The sequence below is a fragment of the Enterobacter cloacae complex sp. HYC080_NIDB genome, assembly GCF_056673325.1.
Genome location: NZ_CP114212.1, coordinates 878,027 through 900,369 on the forward strand (window position 1 = coordinate 878,027; position 22,343 = coordinate 900,369).

At 55.2% G+C, this 22,343-nt stretch carries 21 protein-coding genes; 12 read left to right on the plus strand and 9 right to left on the minus strand.

Features of this window, described 5'->3' with window-relative positions; translation table 11 throughout:
* The first annotated feature begins 33 nt into the window (after positions 1-33).
* Together arsB and arsC are read left to right on the plus strand one after the other, a co-directional pair.
* A complete protein-coding gene (arsB, locus tag O1723_RS04205) occupies positions 34-1,323 on the plus strand; it encodes an arsenite efflux transporter membrane subunit ArsB (RefSeq protein ID WP_014885109.1) in 1,290 nt (429 codons plus the stop codon).
* Between the two features lie 12 nt (positions 1,324-1,335).
* Complete coding sequence (gene arsC / locus O1723_RS04210; RefSeq protein WP_014885108.1) at positions 1,336-1,761, plus strand: glutaredoxin-dependent arsenate reductase; 426 nt, start codon at positions 1,336-1,338, stop codon at positions 1,759-1,761.
* A 75-nt stretch (positions 1,762-1,836) separates the two neighbouring features.
* Here the strand turns inward: arsC and O1723_RS04215 are convergent, their stop codons facing one another.
* From O1723_RS04215 to O1723_RS04235, 5 genes are all read right to left on the minus strand, one after another.
* Positions 1,837-2,907: an ABC transporter ATP-binding protein gene (locus tag O1723_RS04215; protein ID WP_023337721.1), complete on the minus strand. Its 1,071-nt coding sequence runs from the start codon at positions 2,905-2,907 to the stop codon at positions 1,837-1,839.
* Positions 2,900-4,669, minus strand: a complete 1,770-nt coding sequence (locus O1723_RS04220; protein WP_038421025.1) for an ABC transporter permease — start codon at positions 4,667-4,669, stop codon at positions 2,900-2,902. Before O1723_RS04220 ends, O1723_RS04215 begins: the two co-directional genes overlap by 8 nt.
* Before the next feature lie 86 nt (positions 4,670-4,755).
* Positions 4,756-5,844 (minus strand): ABC transporter substrate-binding protein, encoded by a 1,089-nt coding sequence (locus O1723_RS04225; RefSeq protein ID WP_014885105.1) that lies wholly within the window; start codon positions 5,842-5,844, stop codon positions 4,756-4,758.
* A gap of 168 nt (positions 5,845-6,012) precedes the next feature.
* Complete coding sequence (locus O1723_RS04230) at positions 6,013-6,708, minus strand: response regulator (protein ID WP_014885104.1); 696 nt, start codon at positions 6,706-6,708, stop codon at positions 6,013-6,015.
* The gene (locus tag O1723_RS04235; protein WP_014885103.1) at positions 6,692-8,332 is read right to left on the minus strand and encodes an ATP-binding protein; all 1,641 of its coding nucleotides are present in this window, start codon (positions 8,330-8,332) and stop codon (positions 6,692-6,694) included. Before O1723_RS04235 ends, O1723_RS04230 begins: the two co-directional genes overlap by 17 nt.
* Before the next feature lie 177 nt (positions 8,333-8,509).
* On the opposite strand from O1723_RS04235, the gene yjdI reads away from it, so the two are divergent.
* Both yjdI and O1723_RS04245 read left to right on the plus strand, forming a co-directional pair.
* Positions 8,510-8,740, plus strand: coding sequence for a 4Fe-4S mono-cluster protein YjdI (gene yjdI, locus O1723_RS04240; protein WP_008499689.1), 231 nt, complete (start codon positions 8,510-8,512; stop codon positions 8,738-8,740).
* 10 nt (positions 8,741-8,750) lie between these two features.
* A complete protein-coding gene (locus O1723_RS04245; protein WP_014071634.1) occupies positions 8,751-9,023 on the plus strand; it encodes a GNAT family N-acetyltransferase in 273 nt (90 codons plus the stop codon).
* 63 nt (positions 9,024-9,086) lie between these two features.
* Here O1723_RS04245 and O1723_RS04250 read toward each other — a convergent pair whose 3' ends face one another.
* On the minus strand, positions 9,087-10,316 hold the full coding sequence (locus tag O1723_RS04250) for an amino acid permease (RefSeq protein ID WP_014885102.1): 1,230 nt from the start codon (positions 10,314-10,316) through the stop codon (positions 9,087-9,089).
* A gap of 119 nt (positions 10,317-10,435) precedes the next feature.
* On the minus strand, positions 10,436-10,897 hold the full coding sequence (locus O1723_RS04255; RefSeq protein WP_014885101.1) for a multidrug/biocide efflux PACE transporter: 462 nt from the start codon (positions 10,895-10,897) through the stop codon (positions 10,436-10,438).
* A 103-nt stretch (positions 10,898-11,000) separates the two neighbouring features.
* On the opposite strand from O1723_RS04255, the gene O1723_RS04260 reads away from it, so the two are divergent.
* The 7 genes from O1723_RS04260 (at position 11,001) to O1723_RS04290 (ending at position 18,924) form a co-directional block, all read left to right on the plus strand.
* Complete coding sequence (locus O1723_RS04260; RefSeq protein ID WP_014885100.1) at positions 11,001-11,867, plus strand: LysR family transcriptional regulator; 867 nt, start codon at positions 11,001-11,003, stop codon at positions 11,865-11,867.
* Between the two features lie 93 nt (positions 11,868-11,960).
* Positions 11,961-13,139 (plus strand): acetyl-CoA C-acetyltransferase, encoded by a 1,179-nt coding sequence (locus O1723_RS04265; protein ID WP_014885099.1) that lies wholly within the window; start codon positions 11,961-11,963, stop codon positions 13,137-13,139.
* A 234-nt stretch (positions 13,140-13,373) separates the two neighbouring features.
* A complete protein-coding gene (gene kduI, locus O1723_RS04270) occupies positions 13,374-14,210 on the plus strand; it encodes a 5-dehydro-4-deoxy-D-glucuronate isomerase (RefSeq protein WP_014885098.1) in 837 nt (278 codons plus the stop codon).
* 62 nt (positions 14,211-14,272) lie between these two features.
* The gene (gene kduD, locus O1723_RS04275; RefSeq protein WP_014885097.1) at positions 14,273-15,034 is read left to right on the plus strand and encodes a 2-dehydro-3-deoxy-D-gluconate 5-dehydrogenase KduD; all 762 of its coding nucleotides are present in this window, start codon (positions 14,273-14,275) and stop codon (positions 15,032-15,034) included.
* Between the two features lie 313 nt (positions 15,035-15,347).
* Positions 15,348-16,763 carry an arabinose-proton symporter AraE gene (gene araE / locus O1723_RS04280; RefSeq protein WP_014885096.1) on the plus strand — a complete coding sequence of 472 codons (1,416 nt, stop codon included), beginning with the start codon at positions 15,348-15,350 and terminating at the stop codon, positions 16,761-16,763.
* Positions 16,764-17,012: 249 nt separating this feature from the next.
* Positions 17,013-18,143: an LPS O-antigen length regulator Wzz(fepE) gene (wzz(fepE), locus tag O1723_RS04285; RefSeq protein WP_248190690.1), complete on the plus strand. Its 1,131-nt coding sequence runs from the start codon at positions 17,013-17,015 to the stop codon at positions 18,141-18,143.
* A gap of 88 nt (positions 18,144-18,231) precedes the next feature.
* A complete protein-coding gene (locus O1723_RS04290) occupies positions 18,232-18,924 on the plus strand; it encodes an aspartate/glutamate racemase (protein WP_014885094.1) in 693 nt (230 codons plus the stop codon).
* Here the strand turns inward: O1723_RS04290 and O1723_RS04295 are convergent.
* Positions 18,919-19,845, minus strand: a complete 927-nt coding sequence (locus O1723_RS04295) for a LysR family transcriptional regulator (protein ID WP_014885093.1) — start codon at positions 19,843-19,845, stop codon at positions 18,919-18,921. The two genes, O1723_RS04290 and O1723_RS04295, sit on opposite strands and share 6 nt — an antisense overlap.
* A 122-nt stretch (positions 19,846-19,967) precedes the next feature.
* On the opposite strand from O1723_RS04295, the gene lysA reads away from it, so the two are divergent.
* Complete coding sequence (gene lysA / locus O1723_RS04300; RefSeq protein ID WP_014885092.1) at positions 19,968-21,230, plus strand: diaminopimelate decarboxylase; 1,263 nt, start codon at positions 19,968-19,970, stop codon at positions 21,228-21,230.
* Here lysA and O1723_RS04305 read toward each other — a convergent pair.
* Positions 21,200-22,237 carry a LacI family DNA-binding transcriptional regulator gene (locus O1723_RS04305; protein WP_014885091.1) on the minus strand — a complete coding sequence of 346 codons (1,038 nt, stop codon included), beginning with the start codon at positions 22,235-22,237 and terminating at the stop codon, positions 21,200-21,202. The two genes, lysA and O1723_RS04305, sit on opposite strands and share 31 nt — an antisense overlap.
* Positions 22,238-22,343 lie beyond the last annotated feature (106 nt).

Below are 22,343 nucleotides of genomic sequence, written 5' to 3' on the forward strand. Positions count from 1 at the left end.
CAGGGCGGAAGAGCCGCCCTGTCAGGAGGTTTTATGTTACTGGCAGGCGCTATTTTTGTCCTGACCCTTGTTTTGGTTATCTGGCAGCCGAAGGGGGTGGGAATTGGCTGGAGCGCGACGCTGGGCGCAGCCCTGGCTTTAATTTCAGGCGTTGTGCATTTAGGCGATATTCCGGTGGTGTGGAATATCGTCTGGAACGCGACGGCAACGTTTATTGCCGTCATTATTATTAGCCTGCTGCTTGATGAATCCGGCTTTTTCGAATGGGCAGCGCTGCATGTTTCGCGTTGGGGAAACGGTCGGGGCCGTTTGCTCTTTACCTATATCGTTCTGCTCGGCGCAGCGGTGGCTGCACTGTTTGCCAACGACGGTGCTGCTCTTATTCTGACACCGATCGTGATTGCCATGCTGCTGGCATTAGGGTTCAGCAAAGGCACCACGCTGGCATTCGTGATGGCCGCCGGCTTTATTGCCGATACCGCCAGCCTGCCGCTTATTGTGTCAAACCTGGTGAATATTGTTTCGGCAGACTTCTTCGGTCTGGGGTTCACCGAATACGCGTCGGTGATGGTTCCGGTCGATATTGCAGCCATTGTCACCACGCTTGTGATGCTGCATCTGTTCTTTCGCAAAGATATCCCGCCGACTTACGAGCTGTCTCTTCTTAAGACACCGGCAAAAGCGATTAAAGATCCGGCGACGTTTCGTACCGGCTGGGTCGTTTTAATTCTGTTGCTGGTAGGTTTTTTCGTCCTTGAGCCGCTCGGTATTCCGGTGAGCGCGATTGCGGCGGTGGGGGCCGTCATCCTGTTTGCCGTGGCGAAACGCGGCCATGCCATTAACACGGGCAAAGTGCTGCATGGCGCACCCTGGCAGATCGTCATCTTCTCGCTGGGGATGTACCTGGTGGTCTACGGTCTGCGCAACGCCGGGCTTACCGAATACCTTTCAGGTGTGCTGAACGTGCTGGCGGATAAAGGACTCTGGGCCGCGACGCTGGGTACCGGCTTCCTGACGGCTTTCCTGTCTTCCATCATGAATAACATGCCGACCGTGCTGGTTGGGGCGCTCTCTATTGATGGCAGCACCGCAACCGGTGTTATCAAAGAGGCGATGATCTACGCCAACGTGATTGGCTGCGACCTGGGGCCAAAAATCACCCCTATTGGGAGCCTGGCAACGCTGCTCTGGCTGCATGTCCTTTCACAGAAGAACATGACGATTACCTGGGGATATTATTTCCGCACCGGGATCGTTATGACTCTGCCTGTGCTATTTGTAACGCTGGCCGCGCTGGCGCTACGTCTCTCTTTCACTTTGTAATGAGATACTGTTATGAGCAACATCACTATTTATCACAACCCGGCCTGCGGTACGTCCCGTAATACGCTGGAGATGATCCGCAACAGCGGAAATGAGCCGACCGTCATTCATTACCTGGAGAATCCGCCGTCTCGCGATGAACTGGTCAAACTCATTGCAGATATGGGGATCACGGTACGGGCACTGCTGCGTAAAAATGTCGAGCCTTATGAAGAACTGGGGCTGGCGGAAGATAAGTTTACTGACGATCGGTTAATCGACTTTATGCTGCAGCATCCGATCCTGATTAACCGGCCTATTGTCGTGACGCCGCTGGGAACCAAACTGTGCCGTCCTTCAGAAGTGGTTCTGGATATTCTTCCGGATGCGCAGAAAGCGGCTTTCGCGAAGGAAGACGGCGAGAAAGTCGTTGATGAAACAGGTAAGCGATTGAAATAAGTATGGAGGAGCGCATTCGCGCTTTGAATGTCGGCCTGCCATCCCGTTTAGCCACTGAATGGCAGGCCGATTTCTCTAGTTTTTCGGGAATATCCAGACATGCTTCTCTGGCAGCGATAGATGACAATGCTGCGGGTCGCGAAGCTCATTCTCGTAAGCGCGGATCACATAATCATCCCCCGCCGTGCGGAACAGGTACTCCCAGCGGTCGCCAAGATACATGCTGGTGAGGAGCGGCAGCGCAAGCTGATTTTCCCCCGGCCCCTCGACCACCGCCACGCGCTCGACGCGGATCACCGCCGTAGCCTCATTACCGCTCTGTACTCCTTCACCCGCCTGGCCCCAGAGCACCCAGTCTTTTCCTTCAATGCGTGCTTTGCCGTCGCGTACTTCGGTGATTTTGCCATGCAGGCGGTTATTACTGCCCATAAACTCGGCCGTAAACAGCGTTTTCGGCGAACCGTACATCTCCTGCGGTGTACCCTGTTGCTCAATTTTACCGTTGTTGAGCAGCAGGATGCGGTCAGAAATCGACATCGCTTCGTTCTGGTCGTGCGTCACCATCAGCGCGGATAACCCGAGCTTAATGATCAGCTCGCGAAGAAATACGCGGGCCTCTTCGCGCAGTTTGGCATCGAGGTTGGACAGCGGCTCGTCCAGCAAAATCACCGGCGGGTTATAGACCAGCGCCCGGCCAATCGCCACGCGCTGCTGCTGCCCGCCGGAGAGCTGGTGCGGGTGACGTTTACCAAGATGGCCGAGACCCAGCTGGTCCAGCACATCCTGTACGCGCTGCTGGATCTCTTTAGCCGGGACTTTACGCAACTTGAGCGGATAGGCCACGTTTTCAAACACGGTTTTGTGCGGCCACAAGGCGTAGGACTGGAACACCAGCCCCAGGTTACGCTCCTCCGCCGGAACCTCGCTGCGCGGCGTACCGTCGTAAACTTTATTTTGGCCAATGACAATCGACCCCTGGGTCGGTTTTTCCAGACCCGCGACGGCGCGCAGCAGGGTGGTTTTGCCGCTGCCGGAAGGGCCCAGCAGGGAGATCACTTCGCCGCGTTTCAGGTTCATGGAGACCCCTTTTAAAACAGGATTGTCGCCGTAGGTTAAGTGCAGATCGTCAACCGCTAATTCAATCATGTAATTTCACTCCGAAACGAAGGGCAATGCCCAGACCTACCACGACCAGCAGGATATTAATGAAAGAGAGCGCCGCCACGATATCAATTGCACCCGCGGCCCACAGGGAAACCAGCATCGAGCCGATGGTTTCCGTGCCGGGGGAGAGCAGGTACACACCGGTTGAATATTCGCGCTCAAAGATCAGGAACATCAGCAGCCATGAGCCGATAAGCCCGTAGCGGGAGAGCGGAATGGTGACATGGCGGGTGATCTGGCCGCGCGTCGCGCCGGTGCTGCGCGCCGCCTCTTCAAGCTCCGGCCCCACCTGCAACAGCGTGGAAGAGATGAGCCTCAGTCCGTAAGCCATCCACACCACGGTATAAGCCAGCCAGACGCTGAAAATGGTGCTGCGCAGCGAGCGCAGCCAGACGATGACGTTTTCGCGCATCCAGTCGGTCCAGACGAATCCGGAAAGCCAGCCGGATTTCAGGGCGTTATCCAGCCACATCGGCAGGAAGAGAAACACCCACAAAAAGGCCAGACCCGCCAGCAATCCCGGCACGGCGCGCGGCACCAGCACGCTGTAATCCAGGAACCGCGTGGTGTTGTCCGGTTTACGGTGCATGGCAATACCAACAAACAGGTAGCACGCGACGGCCAGTGCGCCGCCAATCACGCCAATCGACATCGAGTTGACGATGGCGCGCAGCAGGTTAGGCTGCGCCCAGATGGTGTGAAAGGTACTCAGCGAAAGCTCATCCCACAGTGAAACGCCCACCCCCCAGTTGGAGATGAACGCGCGCAGCACCACGCCAAGCAGGGGAACACCGATGGTGACAGTCAGCCAGAAGGCGACCACCGCCCCGGCCACCCAGCGCCATTTACCCAGTGGTAACGCGCGAGCCTGAGAGGCTTTCCCTTTCATGGTGACAAAGCGGTTGGCGGTGCGCATCAGGCGACGCTGGAGCATGACCAGCGGGATAGTGATGCAAATCAGCACCACGGCGACCGCCGCCATCAGATGATAGGAAGGCGTTCCGAGCTTGTTCGTCAGTTGGTACAGATAGGTCGCCAGCACCATGTTGCCTTCCGGATCGCCAAGTACCAGCATCAGACCAAACACTTCCAGCCCGAGGAAGAACAGCAGCACGATGGCGTACAGGATGGATGGCCGCACCATCGGCAGGCTGACGGAGGTCATCACCTGCAGTGGAGAGGCGCCCGCGGTGCGCGCGGCTTCTTCCACATCGGAGCCCACGCTACGCAGCGCGGAGGAAATATAGAGATAGGCATGCGGAACATGCGTCAGGCCGGCAATGACCACGATGCTCGACATGTCATAGATGTTCCACGGCACAAAGCCGATCAGCGCCTGTGCCCACAGGGACAGGAAGCCCACCGGACCGGCAGCCACCACATAGCCAAAACCCAGCACCATCGGTGAAACGAAAATCGGGACCAGGATCAGCGGTTCGATCAGGCGTCGGCCTGGCAGATCGGTACGCACTATCAGAAACGCCAGCACGCCACCCAGCGGAATGGCAATGATGACCAGCCCGAACGCGAGAAGAAAGCCGCTTCTCAGGGCCTTGTAGAAATCAGGGTCGGTGAAGATAAAACCAAATGATTCAAGGCTCCACTCTTTTGCCGGGGAAAAGAACGGAGCGGACAGGAAGCTCTGTATCACGATAAACGACAGTGGCGTATAGATAACCAGGGCGGTTATCAACACGACAATACCGCGCGGCAGGCTTTGCCACTTTCTGCGTAATGTATTCATGGGGTATCCCTGGTGTTGCAGCCCGGAAAAATGAACTCAGTCAGATGAACAGACGCGCGACGGCGCACGCCGCCGCGCCAGGACGCTTATTTGGCGGCGGCTGCACGCCACTCTTTGATGTACTCCAGGCGTTTCTTCGGTTGCAGATACTCCAGCAGCGATTCATCAACCGGGATCGGCTTCAGCGCATTGCCGAGGATTTTGGTCAGGCCGTCGATATCGTTTTTGCCTTCGATATCGTTACGAATGGATGGAATGTCCGCCTGATTTGCCAGGATGCTTTGGCCTTTTTCAGACAGCACATAGTCCAGCCACAGTTTTGCCGCATTGCTGTTTTGCGCCTGCTGGCTGATGAACGACACGCGCGACAGCACCAGGGTGTAATCTTTTGGATAGGATATGCCGAGCGACGGGTCGTTCTTCGCACGCGCTTCAGCGTAAGAACCAAGGATATTGAAGCCGATCAGGTTTTCACCGGAGGAGACCCTCTCCATCATGGTGCCGGTAGACGACTGCACCGCTAAGCCACCTTTGGCAACGTCGGCCAGGGTTTTAAAGTAATTTGGATCGGCCTTGTGATCCTGCACTGAGAGCATAAAACCAAGACCCGATTTCTCAATGTCATAGGTGGTGACTTTACTCTTGAATTTATCCGTCTGGCTGGCAATCAGCTTCGCCAGCGCGGCGTGTGAATCCGGCACGTCACCGGCCGGGATCAGGCGTTTGTTGTAGATAAAGACCACCGGCTCATAGGTGGTGCCGTACGCCTTATCTTTCCAGACCGCCCATTTCGGCAGCTGGCTCTGCTCCGGCGATTTGTACTCCATAGCGTAGTCAGCGGCGAGCTTCAGTCCGGTGTCCATGGACGAGCTCCAGACCACATCACCGCTCCCGCCACCGGAGGCCTGTTCGCTGATAAAACGGTTGTACAGTTCCGTGCTGTTCATGTCGTTATATTCAACTTTGATGCCTGGATACGTTTTTTCGAAGCCTTCGATCAGCGGCCCGGCGGCTTTGGTGTCGGTGGTGGAGTAGATGACAACTTTGCCCTCTTTCGTGGCGGCATCGACAACCTTTTGATACTCAGCCGGATAGCCCTGCGGCAGGGCAGACAGCGCAGAAGCGGAGAACAGGACGGTAGCGGTAATCAGAGAAATTCGGAATGTGTTCGACATTATAGTTAACCTTTTAGTTACATTTGAGGAACTAATTGTCAACATAGCCTATCAGCCTCCACCCACAATAGGGGGAAGCGGGCGATGATTCCGAAGTGTGATTGTCAACGTCGTTTCAGCAATTAACACCATAGAATCCGCGAACGTTTGCTGGCTAATGTTCGCGGATTACGTTTTATCGGGGGCTTTACGGTATAGCCTTCGCGGATGACCGATATTGCCGTACAGCATTTCGACGCTGATTAACCCACTCTCCACGCAGTATTCAAGATAGCGACGCCCCGTGGTTTTGCTGACCCCGACGTTTTCCACGACCTCCTCCACCGACATTGCGCTGTCGGGACGATCGGCGAACAGCCGTTTGATCCGCTCCAGGGTCTGAGGCTCAATGCCCTTCGTCGACGGCGTGTGCGGGGATTCCGCAGCAGGCAGGTTAAACAGGCGATCCAGCGCATGCTGGTCAACGACTTTTACCTGCTGCACGGTGTGGATGAAGCGCATAAAACGCTCCAGCGAGGCGTGCAGGCGCTGGAAAAAGACCGGTTTAATCAGGTAATCAAACGCGCCGCTGCGCATGGCATGGCTGCAGGTCTGCATATCGCTGGCGGCGGTGATGAAAATCACCGAGCACTCATAGCTTTTCAACAGGGGAGTGTCGATTAACTCCACGCCTTTGCCGTCCGGGAGATAGTTATCCAGCAGAATAAGCCGCGGCTGATGCTGGCGAATCAGGCTGCATGCCTGCTCAATCGACGCGGCGATGCCCACCACGTGCAGATGAAAGTTCTGCTCAATATACTCGCGATGCAGCTCCGCCAGGTGCGGCTCATCCTCAACGATCACAACATCAAGTGCTTGGGTCATGCTTTAGCCCATTCGGAATAAATACAGAGAAAATCGTGCCCTGCGGCGTATTGTCGGCAATCTCAATGCTGCCGCCCGCTTTGTTGATATAGCCTGCCACCAGAAACAGGCCGATACCGTGCTCGGTACCCACAATGTCGTTTTCACTGTCCGGCTTGCTGCTGAATCCCTGTCGAAAGATATGCGGCTTCAGCGCATCATCCACCCCGCAGCCCCGGTCGGCCACCTCAATCAGCAGCTCCTGGTTGCGATCGGAAATATAGAGTTCTACCGGCGCGGGGACCGGTGCGGTGAGGGTCGCATCCACGGCGTTATCCAGCAAATTACCAATAATGGACATCAGCTCCGTTTCACTGAGGCGGGACGGCATGCGGGTGAGCTGGCATGCGGGATCAAACTGTAGCTCAACCCCTTTTTCACGTGCGCTGACATATTTCCCGAGCAGCAGCCCGCATAAGGCCGGAGAGGCAAAATGGGCCGACACGAAGTCCAGCACGCGCTGTGCTCCTTCCGACTGCACCTGGATATAGCGGATCGCTTCGTCATAGTGTTTCATCTGCAACAACCCCACCAGCGTCGCGGTCCAGTTCAGCTGTTCGTGGCGCATAATGCGCAGGTTGTCGGCATAGCGTTTGATCTGGCTGAGCTGGCTGCTGAGGGTATTAATGTCGTTTTTGTCGCGAAAGCTGTATACCCAGCCGCTTTCAACGCCGGGCTCGACCTCAATCGCCACGCGGTTGACGATGACCTCGCGCTGGTTAAGTACCGCAATCTGGTCGTGGCGGCCGCTGCTCACCGAGGCGTAGCGCTGTGTTAAAAACCCCGGCGAGGTTTGCAGAACCTCGTCCAGCGGCTTGCCGATAAGATCTTTTTCACTACGATGAATATCCAGCATTTCTCGTGCCGCGCGGTTAATTAAAATCAGCTGCTTCTCTTCATTGACGGCAAATACCCCTTCATACATGGCTTCTAACAGCGCCCTTTGCTGCAAAACCAGCTGGGCAATATCTTTCGGCTCAAGTCTGAACATCTGTTTTTTAAGGTTGCGGGTAAACAGCCAGGAGAAAATAAACAGCAGCAGCAGAAGGGCAATCCCGTATAAACCGGCCTGCCAGAGAATGCGGGCGTTAATGTTGGCAATATACGAAGTCAGATAGCCGACCGAGACAATGCCAATCACCTGATGCTGTGCATTGAAGATGGGCGCTTTGCTGCGCAGCGAAACCCCAATCCCGCCCTGACGCACGGAAATAATGGTTTTGCCCTTGAGTACTTCGGCATTATCGCCGCCGATCATCGGTAAATTAATGCGCTCCGGGGATTCTGAATGATAAAGATGCTGCTCGTGGGTATCGCCAATCACAATATAGCTGGCGTCACTTTCGGCACGCAGCGGCTGAATTAACCGGGCGATGCCGGGGATATCTCTGGCCGCCACCTTTTCCGCCAGACCCGGCATCAGCGCAATCTCACTGGCCTGAACCCGGGCGCGCTGGCCGAGATCGTGATGGAGCTGCCGGTCAATAAAATGAAACAGGATCGTACCCAGCAGCACCAACAGCAGGCAGGAGAAGCACACCAGCGCTAAAAACAGCTTTACCTGAAAAGAGAGTCTGCGTTTCATTCAACCCGCGCTAGCCTTGGAAAAGGGGATATTTATGGAGCCTGACATGTGCAAATAGTGGACGCAATCCGGTAAGAAAAGAGTTGTGAGCTGGCTTTTCGTTTTCAGCGTGATAGCCATCGGGATCCCGTAAGGCTATGCTTCATTCAGCACGAGAATAATTACAGAGGCAATGTCATGGATAAAGAACTACTGGATGCGGGTTACAGGGCCTATACCGGCGAGAAAATTGACGTGTACTTCAACACCGGGATCTGCAAACACTCAGGTAACTGCGTGCGTGGGAGCGCAAAGCTGTTTAATCTGAAACGTAAACCGTGGATTATTCCTGATGAAGTGGACGTCGAAACGGTTGTACGCGTAATTGATACCTGCCCGAGCGGTGCGCTGAAGTATCGCCAAAAATAAGCGAGGAACCATGGATATTCTGGAAGGCCATAACAAGTTTTACGTGAATGATGCAGACGGAAATCAGGTGGCGGAGATTGTCTTCGTGCCGACCGGCGAGCACCTGAGCATTATTGAGCATACTGATGTCGATCCGAGCCTGAAAGGGCAGGGCGTTGGCAAACAGCTGGTGGCGAAAGTGGTCGAGAAGATGCGCGGTGAGAACCGTAAAATTATTCCGCTGTGTCCGTTTGCGAAACATGAGTTTGATAATACGCGGGAATATGACGATATCCGGGCGTGATTCTCTGTAGGAATGTAGGCCGGGTAAGCGGAGCGCTACCCGGCACAATGTATGGCAGGAACCTTAGCCAACAAACATCACCGACACGCACAGCACGCCGACGATCAGCGTCAGCAGGCTGCCAGGGGAGCGGTAAGGCTTCAGCGAAGGGATCAGGTACGTTGACAGCGTCGGCATGATAAACAAAATCATGGCGATAAGCGGGCCGCTGATGGCGTAAATCATCGAAATCGCGTTCGGGTTGATGCAGCAGACCGCGAAGGTAATTAACGACACACCCATAATGGAAATCGCGCGGTTAAAGGCGCGGCTCTTTTTCACACCCACCTGATTGAGCGACGACTTCACGATCTCCGTCGCCCCCTCAATGACCCCAAAATAGGTGCCGAGGAACGATTTCGACATCGCAACAATCGCCACGATTATCCCGGAAATGCCGAGCCATGCGGGAGAAGAGGGCATCATCGACAGTGCTGACAGGATGGTTACCCCTTGCTCTTTGGCGGCCACAATGTAGGACGGCGGAATCGAGAGCAGGCAGCTGAAGACAAAGAACAGCACGCTCAGGCAGATAATCAGGTACGCCACCTTCATGATTTTCCTGCATTTATCCATGGCGGCGTCAGCAAACTTCTCGCGACGATCCACGGCAAATGTCGAGATAATCGGGGTATGGCTGAAGGCAAACACCATCACCGGAATGGAAATCCATACCTGATGCAGCGTATGGCGATCAACGGCCATCTGGCTGGTAAGTAGCGAGGGTTGCCAGCTCCCGGTCAGGTAGATCGAGACAAACAGGAAGTAGGCAATCAGCGGGAATACCAGGAAGCCCATCACTTTTATCGTGATATGCCGTCCCATCAGGAAGATCAGATTCAGCACCAGCACCACACCTAAACTGACCAGCACGCGCACGGCGGTATCCACCGTCAGGTGTTTTGCCAGTTGCTCGGTTAACGAGTTGGTGATGGCCACCGCGTAAATCTGCACCACCACAAAGAAGGCGATGAAATAGAGTGTGGTGATCAGATTGCCAATCTTCTTGCCGTAATAGTGCGAGACGGCACCGGTGATCCCTTCATTGCCTTTTGTTTTTGAAGAGAGAATAAATTGCGCCAGCGCGCGATGCGGCCAGTAGGTTAACGGGTAGGCCACAAGGGCGGTAATAAACAGAACAATAGCGCCTGCAGAGCCCAGCTGAATGGGCAAGAACAGCGTTCCTGCGCCCACGGCCGTGCCATAGAGAGCGAAACTCCAGAGAGTCTCATCTTTTGACCAAATTTTCGACATTAGAGCAACGTTTCAACTATCAAACCATCAGAATGGCGTGCAATTTACCATAATTATGTTCGTAGAGCGCAGTTGCTTCGTTGGCATTTGGCCGGAACAGGCGTCCGGCCAGAGAGCATTTAGCCTGCCAGGGCGCGTCGTTGCTGGCGACGCTTAAGGAATTTCTCACGCAGGTTATCGTATGCCCAGTTATAGAACATGGTGTAGGGCAGGAAGAACAGGAAGAAACCTATTTCCAGTGTGAATGCCTGAAGCAAGGTGACGCCCAGCACGGCAGCGACAATCGACACGCCAATCACAATAAACCCACATTCGAACCCCAGGGCGTGCAGCGCACGCACTTTTGCCGTGCGTGTTACCCGCTGGACTGGCCAGAAACGGTCGAAACCGAAGTTATAAATAATGTTCCAGAGCATGGCGGTAGTGGCCAGAATAACGGTCAATCCCCCCATTTCCACTACAGAGCGCTGCATGAGCCACGCGGCCGTAGGGGCGAGGATCGCCGTGGCCATCCCTTCGAAACAGACAGCATGGAAGATCCGCTCCGGCAGTTTACGTTGGAGTGCATCCTGATGTTGCATAGTGTAGACCTCATTAATTCGCCGGTATGGGCGTAATGCGGCCTATTTTTATCGTTAAAGCTGATATATTAAAGATGGTATCCATCGATAAAGTAGATAGGTCATGCGCTATTCACCTGAAGCCCTTACCGCGTTTGTTGAGGCCGTTGCGGCTGGCTCGTTCTCTGCTGCCGCACGCCGGTTGCGTAAGAGTCAGTCGACGATCAGCACCTCCATTGCCCATCTTGAAGCCGATCTCGGTTTTGAGCTGTTTGACCGCTCGGCGCGTCAGCCTGTGTTAACGGCTCAGGGTGAACAGGTGCTGGGTTATGTGCAGGCCATCCTTGCCGCCAGCACGCGGCTGGATGAACTGGCGGTGTCGCTAACGGCACAAACGGAGGCGCGTCTGACATTTGTCCTCTCCGATACCCTGAACCCGGACGTGCTGGAAGAGATGATGAAGCAGTTTGACGCTCGTTTTCCCCATACGGCGTTCGAATGTCTGATTGGCGAGGAAGAGGATGTGATCGATCTGCTGCAAAAGGCGCGAGCGCAGGTGGGGCTGACGGAAGCGCGGGACAGTTACCCCACCGATATTGGCGTTACCCGCCTGCCGATGCAGACCCGTATGGCAATTTATGTTGCGACCACGCATCCCCTGGCGGGCCAACCCGAAGTGCAGAGTGACGAGCTGCACGGCTGGCGCGAACTGCGGCTTAGCACCTATCTGGAACGCGAGGCTGAAATTGCGCGAGGGCCCGTCTGGTCAGCACCGAATTACCTGTTACTCTTGAGTATGGCAGTGCAGGGATTCGGCTGGTGCGTGTTGCCGTGCGCGCTGGTGGATGAATTTGCCGCCGCGAAATCCCTGGTTCAGCTCAATGTGCCTGGCTGGCCAAGGGCGATCGGCATCGATCTGCTGTGGAATAAACGCTCCCCTCCCGGCGTTGCCGGAAGCTGGCTGCGGCAGTATCTGCAGGATGTCCGTTAATCCTTGTGATTAAACTCACTATTTTTAAACAATTAAGATAATTGCCAGTAACAATCCTCTACTATCGTCATGTCATTTAACACAGAGGTCGTGATGAAAGATGTCGTCATAGTGGGTGCGTTGCGTACAGCTATCGGCTGTTTTCAGGGAGCGCTCGCGCGTCACTCGGCGGTTGACCTGGGCAGCGTGGTGGTCAAAGCGCTGGTGGAACGTAGCGGGGTCGCCGCACACGAAATTGATGAGGTGATCCTGGGGCAGGTTCTCACTGCCGGAGCCGGGCAAAACCCTGCGCGCCAGGCGGCCCTGAAAGGCGGTCTGCCCAACACCGTATCCGCCATCACCATCAACGACGTCTGTGGTTCAGGACTCAAAGCGCTTCATCTCGCTACGCAAGCCATTCAATGCGGTGAAGCGGATGTGGTTATTGCTGGCGGACAAGAGAATATGAGCCGTGCGCCGCACGTTCTCACCGACAGTCGTACCGGTGCGCAGTTAGGTAACAGTCAGTTGCTCGACAGCCTGGTGCATGACGGGCTGTGGGATGCGTTCAATGACTATCATATGGGCGTGACGGCGGAAAACCTGGCGCGCGAGTACGGTATCAGCCGTGAATTGCAGGATGCTTACGCGCTCAGTTCCCAGCAAAAGGCGCGTGCTGCGATTGATTCTGGTCGTTTTCGCGACGAGATTGTCCCGGTCAGCACGCAGCGTCAGAACGGCGAGGTGGTTGTCGTGGATACTGACGAACAGCCGCGCACTGACGCCAGTGCTGAAGGCCTGGCAAGACTCAATCCTGCGTTTGAAACCCAGGGCTCGGTCACGGCGGGCAATGCCTCTTCCATTAACGACGGCGCCGCAGCCGTTATGATGATGAGTGAAAGTAAAGCCCTGGAGCTGGATCTCCCTGTCCTGGCCCGCATCAAGGCTTTTGCCAGCGTGGGTGTTGATCCTGCACTGATGGGGATCGCACCCGTCTACGCTACCCGTCGCTGTCTGGATCGCGCAGGGTGGCAACTCTCCGATGTGGATCTGATTGAAGTGAACGAAGCGTTTGCCGCGCAGGCGATCTCGGTCGGCAAAATGCTGGAGTGGGATCCGCTGCGGGTCAACGTAAACGGTGGAGCCATTGCGCTGGGTCACCCTATCGGGGCGTCCGGTTGCCGGATACTGGTTTCACTGGTCCACGAAATGAAAAAACGCAATGCCCGCAAAGGGATAGCAACGCTCTGTATAGGCGGCGGGCAAGGGGTGGCGCTGGCCATCGAACGCTAATCTTTCCTGATTAATGAAACCTCCTCCGGGAGGTTTTTTTATCCTCCCTTCATTCCCATACCTCTTAACCGTGATCCGGGTGTCATTTTCGTTATAAACAAAATAAAAAATGAAACGTTGTTTTGAATTTAATTGAAAAGCCTATTTTATGCCGATAGTATGTGTTCATCATGAAAACGGAACGTTGTTTCGTTTATTTTCTTCTTTTGGGCATGACCACATCTGGAGGTTACCGTGGACGTCAGACAAAGCATTCACAGTGCGCACGCCAAAACGCTGGATACGCAGGGGCTGCGCAGTGAGTTTTTAGTTGAGCAGGTGTTCGAGGCCGACAAGTACACCATGGTCTACAGCCATATCGACCGCATTATTGTCGGCGGCATTATGCCGGTGGCAAAAACCGTCTCCGTGGGCGGGGAAGTGGGTAAACAGCTGGGCGTGAGCTATTTTCTGGAGCGTCGTGAGCTGGGGGTGATTAATATCGGCGGGCCGGGCACGATTACCGTGGACGGCCAGTGCTTCGAGATTGGTCACCGCGATGCGCTGTACGTCGGTAAAGGGGCGAAAGAGGTGGTCTTTGCCAGCATCGACGGCGGTAAGCCCGCGAAGTTTTACTATAACTGCGCCCCTGCGCATACCTCATACCCGACAAAAAAAGTGACGCCTGAGGACGCAGCGCCCGTAACGCTGGGCGATAACCTCACCAGCAACCGTCGCACCATCAATAAATATTTCGTTCCGGATGTGCTGGAAACCTGCCAGCTCAGCATGGGGCTGACTGAACTGGCTCCGGGCAACCTGTGGAATACCATGCCGTGCCATACCCATGAACGCCGCATGGAAGTCTACTTCTACTTCAACATGGACGACGATGCCTGCGTGTTCCACATGATGGGGCAGCCGCAGGAGACGCGCCATATCGTCATGCATAACGAGCAGGCGGTGATTTCACCAAGCTGGTCTATTCACTCTGGCGTAGGGACCAAAGCCTATACCTTCATCTGGGGTATGGTCGGCGAAAATCAGGTCTTCGATGACATGGACCACGTTGCTGTTAAGGATCTGCGCTAGTCGCGGGCAGTTAAGTATCTATCTGCCTGTTGGTGACAGGCGCTGAAGAGTAAGGAACTAACATGATTCTGGATGCATTTTCTCTGCAGGGCAAAGTGGCGGTGGTTTCCGGTTGCGACACCGGCCTGGGTCAGGGGATGGCGTTAGGTCTGGCGGAAGCGGGTTGTGACATCGTCGGGATTAATATCGTTGAACCCACAGAAACGATTGAGCGCGTGACTGCGCTGGGGCGTCGTTTTCTCAGCCTGACCGCCGACCTGCGTAAAATTGACGGCATTCCGCAACTGCTTGAGCGCGCGGTGGCGGAATGGGGCCATATTGATATTCTGGTCAACAACGCGGGTCTGATCCGTCGTGAAGACGCGATTAACTTCAGCGAGACTGACTGGGACGACGTCATGAACCTGAATATTAAGAGCGTATTCTTTATGTCTCAGGCGGCGGCAAAGCACTTCATCGCGCAGGGAAAAGGCGGCAAGATCATTAACATCGCCTCGATGCTCTCCTTCCAGGGCGGCATCCGCGTGCCGTCTTATACGGCGTCAAAAAGCGCGGTGATGGGCGTGACCCGTCTGCTGGCGAACGAGTGGGCGCAGCACAATATCAACGTCAACGCGATTGCCCCGGGCTACATGGCCACCAATAACACCCAGCAGCTGCGTGCGGACGAAGAACGCAGTGCGGCCATTCTGGAGCGTATCCCGGCCGGGCGCTGGGGTCTGCCGAGTGACCTGATGGGGCCGGTTGTGTTTCTGGCCTCCTCAGCCTCGGACTACATCAATGGTTATACCATTGCGGTGGATGGCGGCTGGCTGGCACGATAACGTCGCGTCTGACAAAAACCTCTGCCCTTCAGCGGAGGTTTTTTTTGCTTGAAAATTGTCAAAATCCATATCGATAAACACGAAAAATCCATACCGAAAAATGATAAATGACCGCTATCACACTTTTATTCCTGAAAAATTAACGCATTAGTAAAATATTGTGATTAATCAGGATTAGTTGAAATTGTAATGTCCATCACAGATCGCTATGCCATAGCGAAATCATCCATATCTTCGCGAATTCCAGCCTGACACTTTTCCGCGCTTTCTCGTAATTTCACTTAACAAATTTTGCTGTTGAGGCAGGAAAAATATGACATCTATCAATGACTCTACCCTGATGCCCGCTGCGCTGCGCGATACCCGACGCATGAACCAGTTTGTCTCCATTGCCGCAGCTGTAGCAGGTTTGCTGTTCGGCCTGGATATCGGCGTCATCGCCGGGGCGCTGCCGTTTATTACCGATCATTTTACGTTGAGTAATCGCCTGCAGGAGTGGGTGGTGAGCAGCATGATGCTTGGTGCGGCTATCGGTGCGCTGTTTAACGGCTGGCTTTCGTTCCGCCTCGGGCGCAAATACAGCCTGATGGCCGGCGCCGTCCTGTTTGTTGCGGGGTCGATTGGCTCTGCATTTGCGACCAACGTAGAGGTGCTGCTGCTTTCCCGCGTGCTGCTCGGCGTGGCAGTGGGGATCGCCTCCTACACGGCACCGCTTTATCTCTCTGAGATGGCAAGTGAGAATGTGCGCGGCAGGATGATCAGTATGTATCAGCTGATGGTGACGCTGGGCATCGTGCTGGCGTTCCTGTCCGATACGTACTTCAGCTACAGCGGCAACTGGCGCGCAATGCTCGGCGTGCTGGCGTTGCCTGCGGTGGTGCTGATTGTACTAGTGATCTTCCTGCCCAATAGCCCGCGCTGGCTGGCGCAAAAAGGGCGTCACGTCGAGGCGGAAGAGGTGCTGCGGATGCTGCGCGATACTTCTGAAAAAGCGCGTGAAGAGCTGAACGAAATCCGCGAAAGCCTGAAGCTGAAGCAGGGGGGCTGGGCGCTGTTTAAGATCAACCGCAACGTGCGCCGCGCGGTGTTCCTCGGCATGTTGCTGCAGGCGATGCAGCAGTTCACCGGGATGAACATCATCATGTACTACGCGCCACGCATCTTCAAAATGGCCGGTTTTACCACCACTGAGCAGCAGATGATTGCCACGCTGGTGGTGGGGCTCACCTTTATGTTCGCCACCTTTATTGCGGTATTCACCGTCGATAAAGCCGGGCGTAAACCGGCGCTGAAAATTGGCTTTAGCGTGATGGCTCTCGGCACGCTGATCCTCGGCTACTGCCTGATGCAGTTTGATAACGGCACGGCCTCAAGCGGTCTTTCCTGGCTTTCTGTCGGGATGACCATGATGTGTATTGCCGGTTACGCGATGAGCGCCGCACCTGTGGTGTGGATCCTGTGCTCCGAAATTCAGCCGCTCAAATGCCGTGACTTTGGGATCACCTGTTCCACCACCACCAACTGGGTGTCGAACATGATCATTGGTGCGACCTTCCTGACGCTGCTGGATGCCATTGGCGCTGCGGGAACCTTCTGGCTCTACACGGTGCTGAACGTGGCGTTTATTGGCGTGACCTTCTGGCTGATTCCGGAAACCAAAGGTGTGACGCTGGAACATATTGAACGCAAACTGATGGCCGGGGAAAAACTGCGTAATATCGGCGTGTAATGTGAATACCGGGGGCCCTACGTTTACTGGGCCTGCGTGGGCAAAATGTACGCCGGGTAAGCGCTAGCGCCACCCGGCTTTTTTCTAGATCGATGTTTAACAAGAGCCATGTTGTAAATAACTACCAACTTTGATAGCAAGCGCACACATAGCCGATTCTTGCGTTCAGATTATTCTCATTTCCTAGTATTATCTGAAAACTGAACTCACCAGGCAGAACTTTACTGCAATCGCAATAGAAGAACGGCTATGTCAGCAATGGATTTCAAAAAAAATACGGATCTCGATTTTCCTTCATATGCTACCCCCGCAATCTCTCCAAAAGAGATCGACCTTCTGGGTCTGTTAGATGTTCTGCTGGCCGCGAAAAAACGCATCGTCACCATCGTCTTTATCTTTGCGCTGGCAGGCCTGGCTATTGCGTTTCTGTTGCCGCAAAAATGGACCAGTAAAGCGGTGATCACCCCGGCAGAGCAGACGCAGTGGAACCCGCTGCGCCAGATGATGGTTGCGCTGCAGGTTCTTGACGTGAAGGCGCAGGTGACACGTTCGGAAATCTTTGACCTGTTTATCAAAAAATTCCAGTCGCAGTCATTGCTCAAAGAGTATTTGACCTCTTCCCCTTACGTCATGTCACAGCTTGAAGAGGTTGAGGTTGAGGTTGACGCGCTTGAACTGCACCGTGCGGTCGTCAATATTGCGGAAAGAATGAAAGCGGTGAATGACGCGCAGGTAAAAGATGCGGATAAAGTGCCTTATGTCTCCTGGACACTGAGCTTCACGGCACCGAAAGCCAGTGATGCGCAAACCGTACTGGAGGGGTATATCAATTATATCGCGGCGGTTGTTGAAAAAGAGACAGTGCAAAATATCCGTAACCAGATCGCCCTCAGGACGAATGAGGTAGAGCAGCAGCTGAGGCTAGACCGTGTTCGCCTGACCAATATTCACAATACTAACCTGCAGCGGCTGAATTATTCGCTGGAAGTGGCGAATGCCGCGGGCATTAAGAAGCCAGTCTACAGTAGCGGGCAGGCGGTAAAAGATGACCCGGATTACTCCGTTGCGCTCGGTGCCGACGGAATTGCGCAAAAGCTGCAGATTGAAAAAAATCTCAAAGATGTGACGGAGCTGAACGCGGACTTCCAGAACCGGGAATACTATCTGGCGCAGCTGAAAAATCTCTCCTTTGCAGACGTTAAGCTTGAACCCTTCAGGTATCAGCTTTCTCCGTCTTTGCCGGTGAAAAAAGACGGTCCGGGCAAACCTCTGATTGTAATTCTGGCGGCACTCCTGGGCGGGCTCTTTGCCTGCGGTAGCGTGTTGCTGCGTGAAGCGATGCTCTCCCGTCATCCGCTGTCAGAGCCGTTGACACAATAAACGCAGGGTTTAAAAAGGCGCTGAATACAGCGCCTTTTTTTATGGGCGTCGGTTGTGTTAAAAGAGATACCAGAGATAAGGAGAGATAATGAAAACGATCGGCCTGATAGGTGGGATGAGCTGGGAATCGACAATCCCTTATTACCGCCTGATTAACGAAGGGGTAAAGCAGCGTCTGGGCGGACTGCATTCTGCGAGTCTGCTGCTGCACAGCGTTGATTTCCATGAAATTGAAGCCTGTCAGTCGAGCGGAGAGTGGGATAAAGCCGGTGAAATACTGGCGGATGCCGCGCTGGGGCTGGAGCGTGCGGGGGCGCAGGGCATTCTGCTGTGTACCAATACGATGCACAAAGTCGCATCGCACATTGAAGCACGCTGTTCGCTGCCATTCCTGCACATCGCCGATGCCACAGGACGTGCGATTCGCTCGTCGGGGATGTCGCGCGTGGCATTGCTCGGCACGCGCTACACCATGGAGCAGGATTTCTATCGCGGGCGTTTGCACAGCGAATTCGGCATCGAAAGCCTGATACCGGATGAGAAAGACCGGGCGCGCCTCAATCAGATTATCTTCGAAGAACTGTGCCTGGGTACCTTCAGCGAGCCTTCCCGGGCGTATTACGTCAGCGTGATTGAAAAGCTGGCGCAGCAGGGGGCTGAAGGGGTGATCTTCGGCTGCACGGAGATCGGCCTGCTGGTGCCTGCAGAGCGAAGCCCGGTCCCGGTCTTTGATACCGCCGCCATTCACGCCGCCGATGCCGTGGAGTTTATGCTCTCATAATGGGTTTTGCCGTTCAGGTAAGCGAAGCGCCACCTGGCGGGCGTGCTCCATTAAGTGTTCGGTGAATGTGTCCACCAGCGCGGAGGCCGGACGGTGTAGCGGGCGGATCAGGCTCACGGTGAACGGAACGGATAGGCTAAACGGGCGAATCACGATATCGCTCCCGGCATAATCCAGCGCCGTGAGCGGGTTAACGACCGCGACGCCGACGCCCGCCCGCACCATTGCACATATTGACGCCGCGCTGTGCGTTTCCACTACCATCCGCCGTTTCACCTGATGCTCAGCAAAAAGCGTATCCAGCAGCTGCCGGTAGCTGTCGGTTTGCGACAGGCTAATATAGTTCTCCCCGTGGAAATCCTCTGGTGCAATCACTGTCTTACCGGCGAGCCGGTGCCCGGCGGGCAAAACGCACACTTCATCTAAAGAAAGTAACTCCGTGCGTGCCGTTCCCGCAGGCGTGGAGAGCGTTTCGGTCAGACCCAAATCATGACGCTGTGCTGAAAGCCACTCTTCAAGCAGGGGGGACTCCTGCGGCACGATGGTGAGATTGACCTCCGGATAGCGGGCCAGAAAAGGCTGAAGCAGGGTCGGTAAAAAAGACTGAGAGAAAACCGGAAGACAGACAATCGACAGCTCGCCCTGACGAAACTCGCGCAGACTTTCCGCCGCACTGACAATTCTGTCCAGCCCGTACCAGGAGCGCTGGACTTCCTCAAACAGGCGCAACCCCTGCACCGTCGGGTGAAGTCTTCCCCGGGTGCGCTCGAACAGTTTCAGTTCCAGTACCTTTTCGAAGCGCGCCAGCTCGCGGCTGACCGTCGGCTGCGACGTATGCAGCATCTGCGCGGCTTCGGTGAGATTGCCGGTGGTCATCACAGCGTGAAAAATCTCTATATGGCGTAAATTCACAGCGGGCATAGGGCACCTGAAAGCATAGAACTGTCCATATCATTTTTGCATAGACTCACGATAAAACGATATTTTTTATTCTCCTTCCGCTGTGGCGTAATCATGAAAAATGAATTTATCCGGAGAAGACCATGCCACGCCCGCTCAATCAAACTGATACCGATTTAAATGCCGAAAACTTGCTCCGCCTGCCCGCCGAGTTTGGTTGCCCGGTATGGGTCTACGACGCGCAGATCGTTCGCGAGAAGATCGCGGCCCTGCATCAGTTTGACGTGGTGCGTTTTGCCCAGAAGGCCTGCTCCAATATTCACATCCTGCGCCTGATGCGTGAGCAGGGGGTCAAGGTTGACTCTGTCTCGCTGGGTGAAATCGAACGTGCGCTGGCGGCCGGATTTGATCCGAAAACCGATCCAGACGCGATTGTCTTTACTGCGGATCTGATTGACGACGCCACGCTGGCGCGCGTGCATGAACTCCAGGTGCCGGTGAATGCCGGTTCGGTGGATATGCTGGAGCAGCTGGGTCAGGTTTCACCAGGTCATCGCGTCTGGCTGCGTGTGAATCCGGGTTTCGGTCACGGTCATAGCCAAAAAACGAACACCGGCGGCGAAAACAGCAAGCACGGCATCTGGTATGCCGACATGCCAGCCGCGCTTGACGTGTTGCAGCGTTACAACCTGAAGCTGGTGGGTATTCACATGCACATTGGCTCTGGCGTGGATTACGGCCATCTGGAGCAGGTTTGCGGAGCGATGGTGCGCCAGGTTGTCGATTTTGGCCAGGATCTTGAGGCGATCTCCGCCGGGGGCGGGCTTTCCATTCCTTACCGCGAAGGAGAGGAGGCGATCGACACCGATCACTATTACGGCCTGTGGAGCGCCGCGCGTGACCAAATCGCCGCCCACCTCGGTCATGCCGTGAAGCTGGAAATTGAGCCGGGTCGTTTCCTGGTGGCCGAAGCCGGTGTGCTGGTGGCGCAGGTCCGCAGCGTCAAAGAGATGGGTTCCCGCCACTTCGTATTGATTGACGCGGGCTTTAACGACCTGATGCGTCCATCGATGTACGGCAGCTATCATCACATTACCGCGCTGGCCGCTGATGGCCGCGATTTAACGCATGCGCCGCGCCGCGAGACGGTTGTCGCAGGCCCGCTGTGTGAATCGGGGGACGTATTCACTCAGCAGGAAGGTGGAAAAGTGGAAACCCGCGCGCTGCCAGAGGTGAAGCCGGGCGATTACCTGGTGCTGCACGACACCGGGGCGTACGGGGCGTCGATGTCCTCGAACTACAACAGCCGCCCGCTGCTGCCGGAAGTACTGTTTGATAACGGCAAAGCGCAGTTGATCCGTCGTCGTCAGACCATTCAGGAACTGCTGGCTTTAGAACTCATCTGAGTAAAGTACGGCCCGGTGGTGACCGAATCGCGTAATACCAGCGTGCCGGTAAACGGCGGGATCGCATCGACCGGCTGGTTTTTTGCCAGCCGGATCGCCTGATCGATGGCCGTAATAATCATGTTATCTATTGGCAGATAAACCGATGAAAGCGCAGGCTCCAGCCACTTCGCGCTTGGGGCATCGTCAAAACCGAACAGGGAGATATCCTGCGGGATCTTGAGTCCTGCCTGGTGCAACGCTTTGGACGCACCCAGTGCCATATCATCGTTACAGGCAAACAGGGCGCTAAACGGCACGCCGTCGGCAATCAGCTCCTTGCACAGCTCATAGCCTCTCGTCATTCCGGCATCACCGTACTTAATTCGACGCTCGTCCAGGCGAATACCGTGCTTTTCCAGTGCCTTGCGATAGCCCATCAGCCGCGCTTTACCCGTGGGCGTGTGGATCGGGACGGTAATACAGGCGATCTCCCGGTGACCCTGATTGATCAGGTAATCCACCGCCTTAAACGCGGCATCCTGCTGTTCGAAGAACACGCAGCGATCCGGAGCCTGACTGACTTCACGGTTGATGACCACCAGCGGCGTTTGCACGGTATTCATCAGTTTGATGATCGCTTTTTCGCTCATATAGCGCGTGTAAAGCACAATGGCATCACACTGACGATCGGCCAGCATTTGCACCGCCTGTTCTTCCTGTTCCGGCGCGTCGTGACCGTCGGTGACAATCAGCTGTTTGCCGTGGGTTTCGGTCTGCCGCGACGCCTGCTGCAGAAGGCGCCCAAAATAAAAGCCGTCGAAGGTGGAGACGACCAGACCAATGCTGTTGCTGGTCTGGTTAGCCAGTGAGCGCGCGAGAAAGTTGGGGCGGTAGCCCAGCTCTTCCATCGCAGCAAAGACCTGCTGACGCGTACTCTCTTTAACCTGACCCGTGCCGTTCAGCACGCGCGAGACGGTAGCCTTCGACACGCCCGCACGCAGTGAGACATCCAGCATTGTTGCCATTCTACATTCCTGCTTCCACGTAATGCCCTGCAGTTTAACACAGACCTGACGGCGTATAAGCGATGCGGGAAGGGCAAAACTTCTGCCACGATCACGCTTTTTGGTA

What these genes read in the sequence shown, in the direction of transcription:
- O1723_RS04225 (WP_014885105.1), bottom strand. Translation starts at nt 5,844, where the DNA reads ATGTCGAACACATTCCGAATTTCTCTGATTACCGCTACCGTCCTGTTC.
- araE (WP_014885096.1), top strand. Translation starts at nt 15,348, where the DNA reads ATGACATCTATCAATGACTCTACCCTGATGCCCGCTGCGCTGCGCGAT.
- O1723_RS04220 (WP_038421025.1), bottom strand. Translation starts at nt 4,669, where the DNA reads ATGAATACATTACGCAGAAAGTGGCAAAGCCTGCCGCGCGGTATTGTC.
- O1723_RS04255 (WP_014885101.1), bottom strand. Translation starts at nt 10,897, where the DNA reads ATGCAACATCAGGATGCACTCCAACGTAAACTGCCGGAGCGGATCTTC.
- O1723_RS04245 (WP_014071634.1), top strand. Translation starts at nt 8,751, where the DNA reads ATGGATATTCTGGAAGGCCATAACAAGTTTTACGTGAATGATGCAGAC.
- arsB (WP_014885109.1), top strand. Translation starts at nt 34, where the DNA reads ATGTTACTGGCAGGCGCTATTTTTGTCCTGACCCTTGTTTTGGTTATC.
- O1723_RS04305 (WP_014885091.1), bottom strand. Translation starts at nt 22,237, where the DNA reads ATGGCAACAATGCTGGATGTCTCACTGCGTGCGGGCGTGTCGAAGGCT.
- yjdI (WP_008499689.1), top strand. Translation starts at nt 8,510, where the DNA reads ATGGATAAAGAACTACTGGATGCGGGTTACAGGGCCTATACCGGCGAG.
- O1723_RS04290 (WP_014885094.1), top strand. Translation starts at nt 18,232, where the DNA reads ATGAAAACGATCGGCCTGATAGGTGGGATGAGCTGGGAATCGACAATC.
- O1723_RS04235 (WP_014885103.1), bottom strand. Translation starts at nt 8,332, where the DNA reads ATGAAACGCAGACTCTCTTTTCAGGTAAAGCTGTTTTTAGCGCTGGTG.
- lysA (WP_014885092.1), top strand. Translation starts at nt 19,968, where the DNA reads ATGCCACGCCCGCTCAATCAAACTGATACCGATTTAAATGCCGAAAAC.
- O1723_RS04295 (WP_014885093.1), bottom strand. Translation starts at nt 19,845, where the DNA reads ATGCCCGCTGTGAATTTACGCCATATAGAGATTTTTCACGCTGTGATG.
- O1723_RS04265 (WP_014885099.1), top strand. Translation starts at nt 11,961, where the DNA reads ATGAAAGATGTCGTCATAGTGGGTGCGTTGCGTACAGCTATCGGCTGT.
- O1723_RS04230 (WP_014885104.1), bottom strand. Translation starts at nt 6,708, where the DNA reads ATGACCCAAGCACTTGATGTTGTGATCGTTGAGGATGAGCCGCACCTG.
- kduD (WP_014885097.1), top strand. Translation starts at nt 14,273, where the DNA reads ATGATTCTGGATGCATTTTCTCTGCAGGGCAAAGTGGCGGTGGTTTCC.
- arsC (WP_014885108.1), top strand. Translation starts at nt 1,336, where the DNA reads ATGAGCAACATCACTATTTATCACAACCCGGCCTGCGGTACGTCCCGT.
- O1723_RS04260 (WP_014885100.1), top strand. Translation starts at nt 11,001, where the DNA reads ATGCGCTATTCACCTGAAGCCCTTACCGCGTTTGTTGAGGCCGTTGCG.
- O1723_RS04250 (WP_014885102.1), bottom strand. Translation starts at nt 10,316, where the DNA reads ATGTCGAAAATTTGGTCAAAAGATGAGACTCTCTGGAGTTTCGCTCTC.
- O1723_RS04215 (WP_023337721.1), bottom strand. Translation starts at nt 2,907, where the DNA reads ATGATTGAATTAGCGGTTGACGATCTGCACTTAACCTACGGCGACAAT.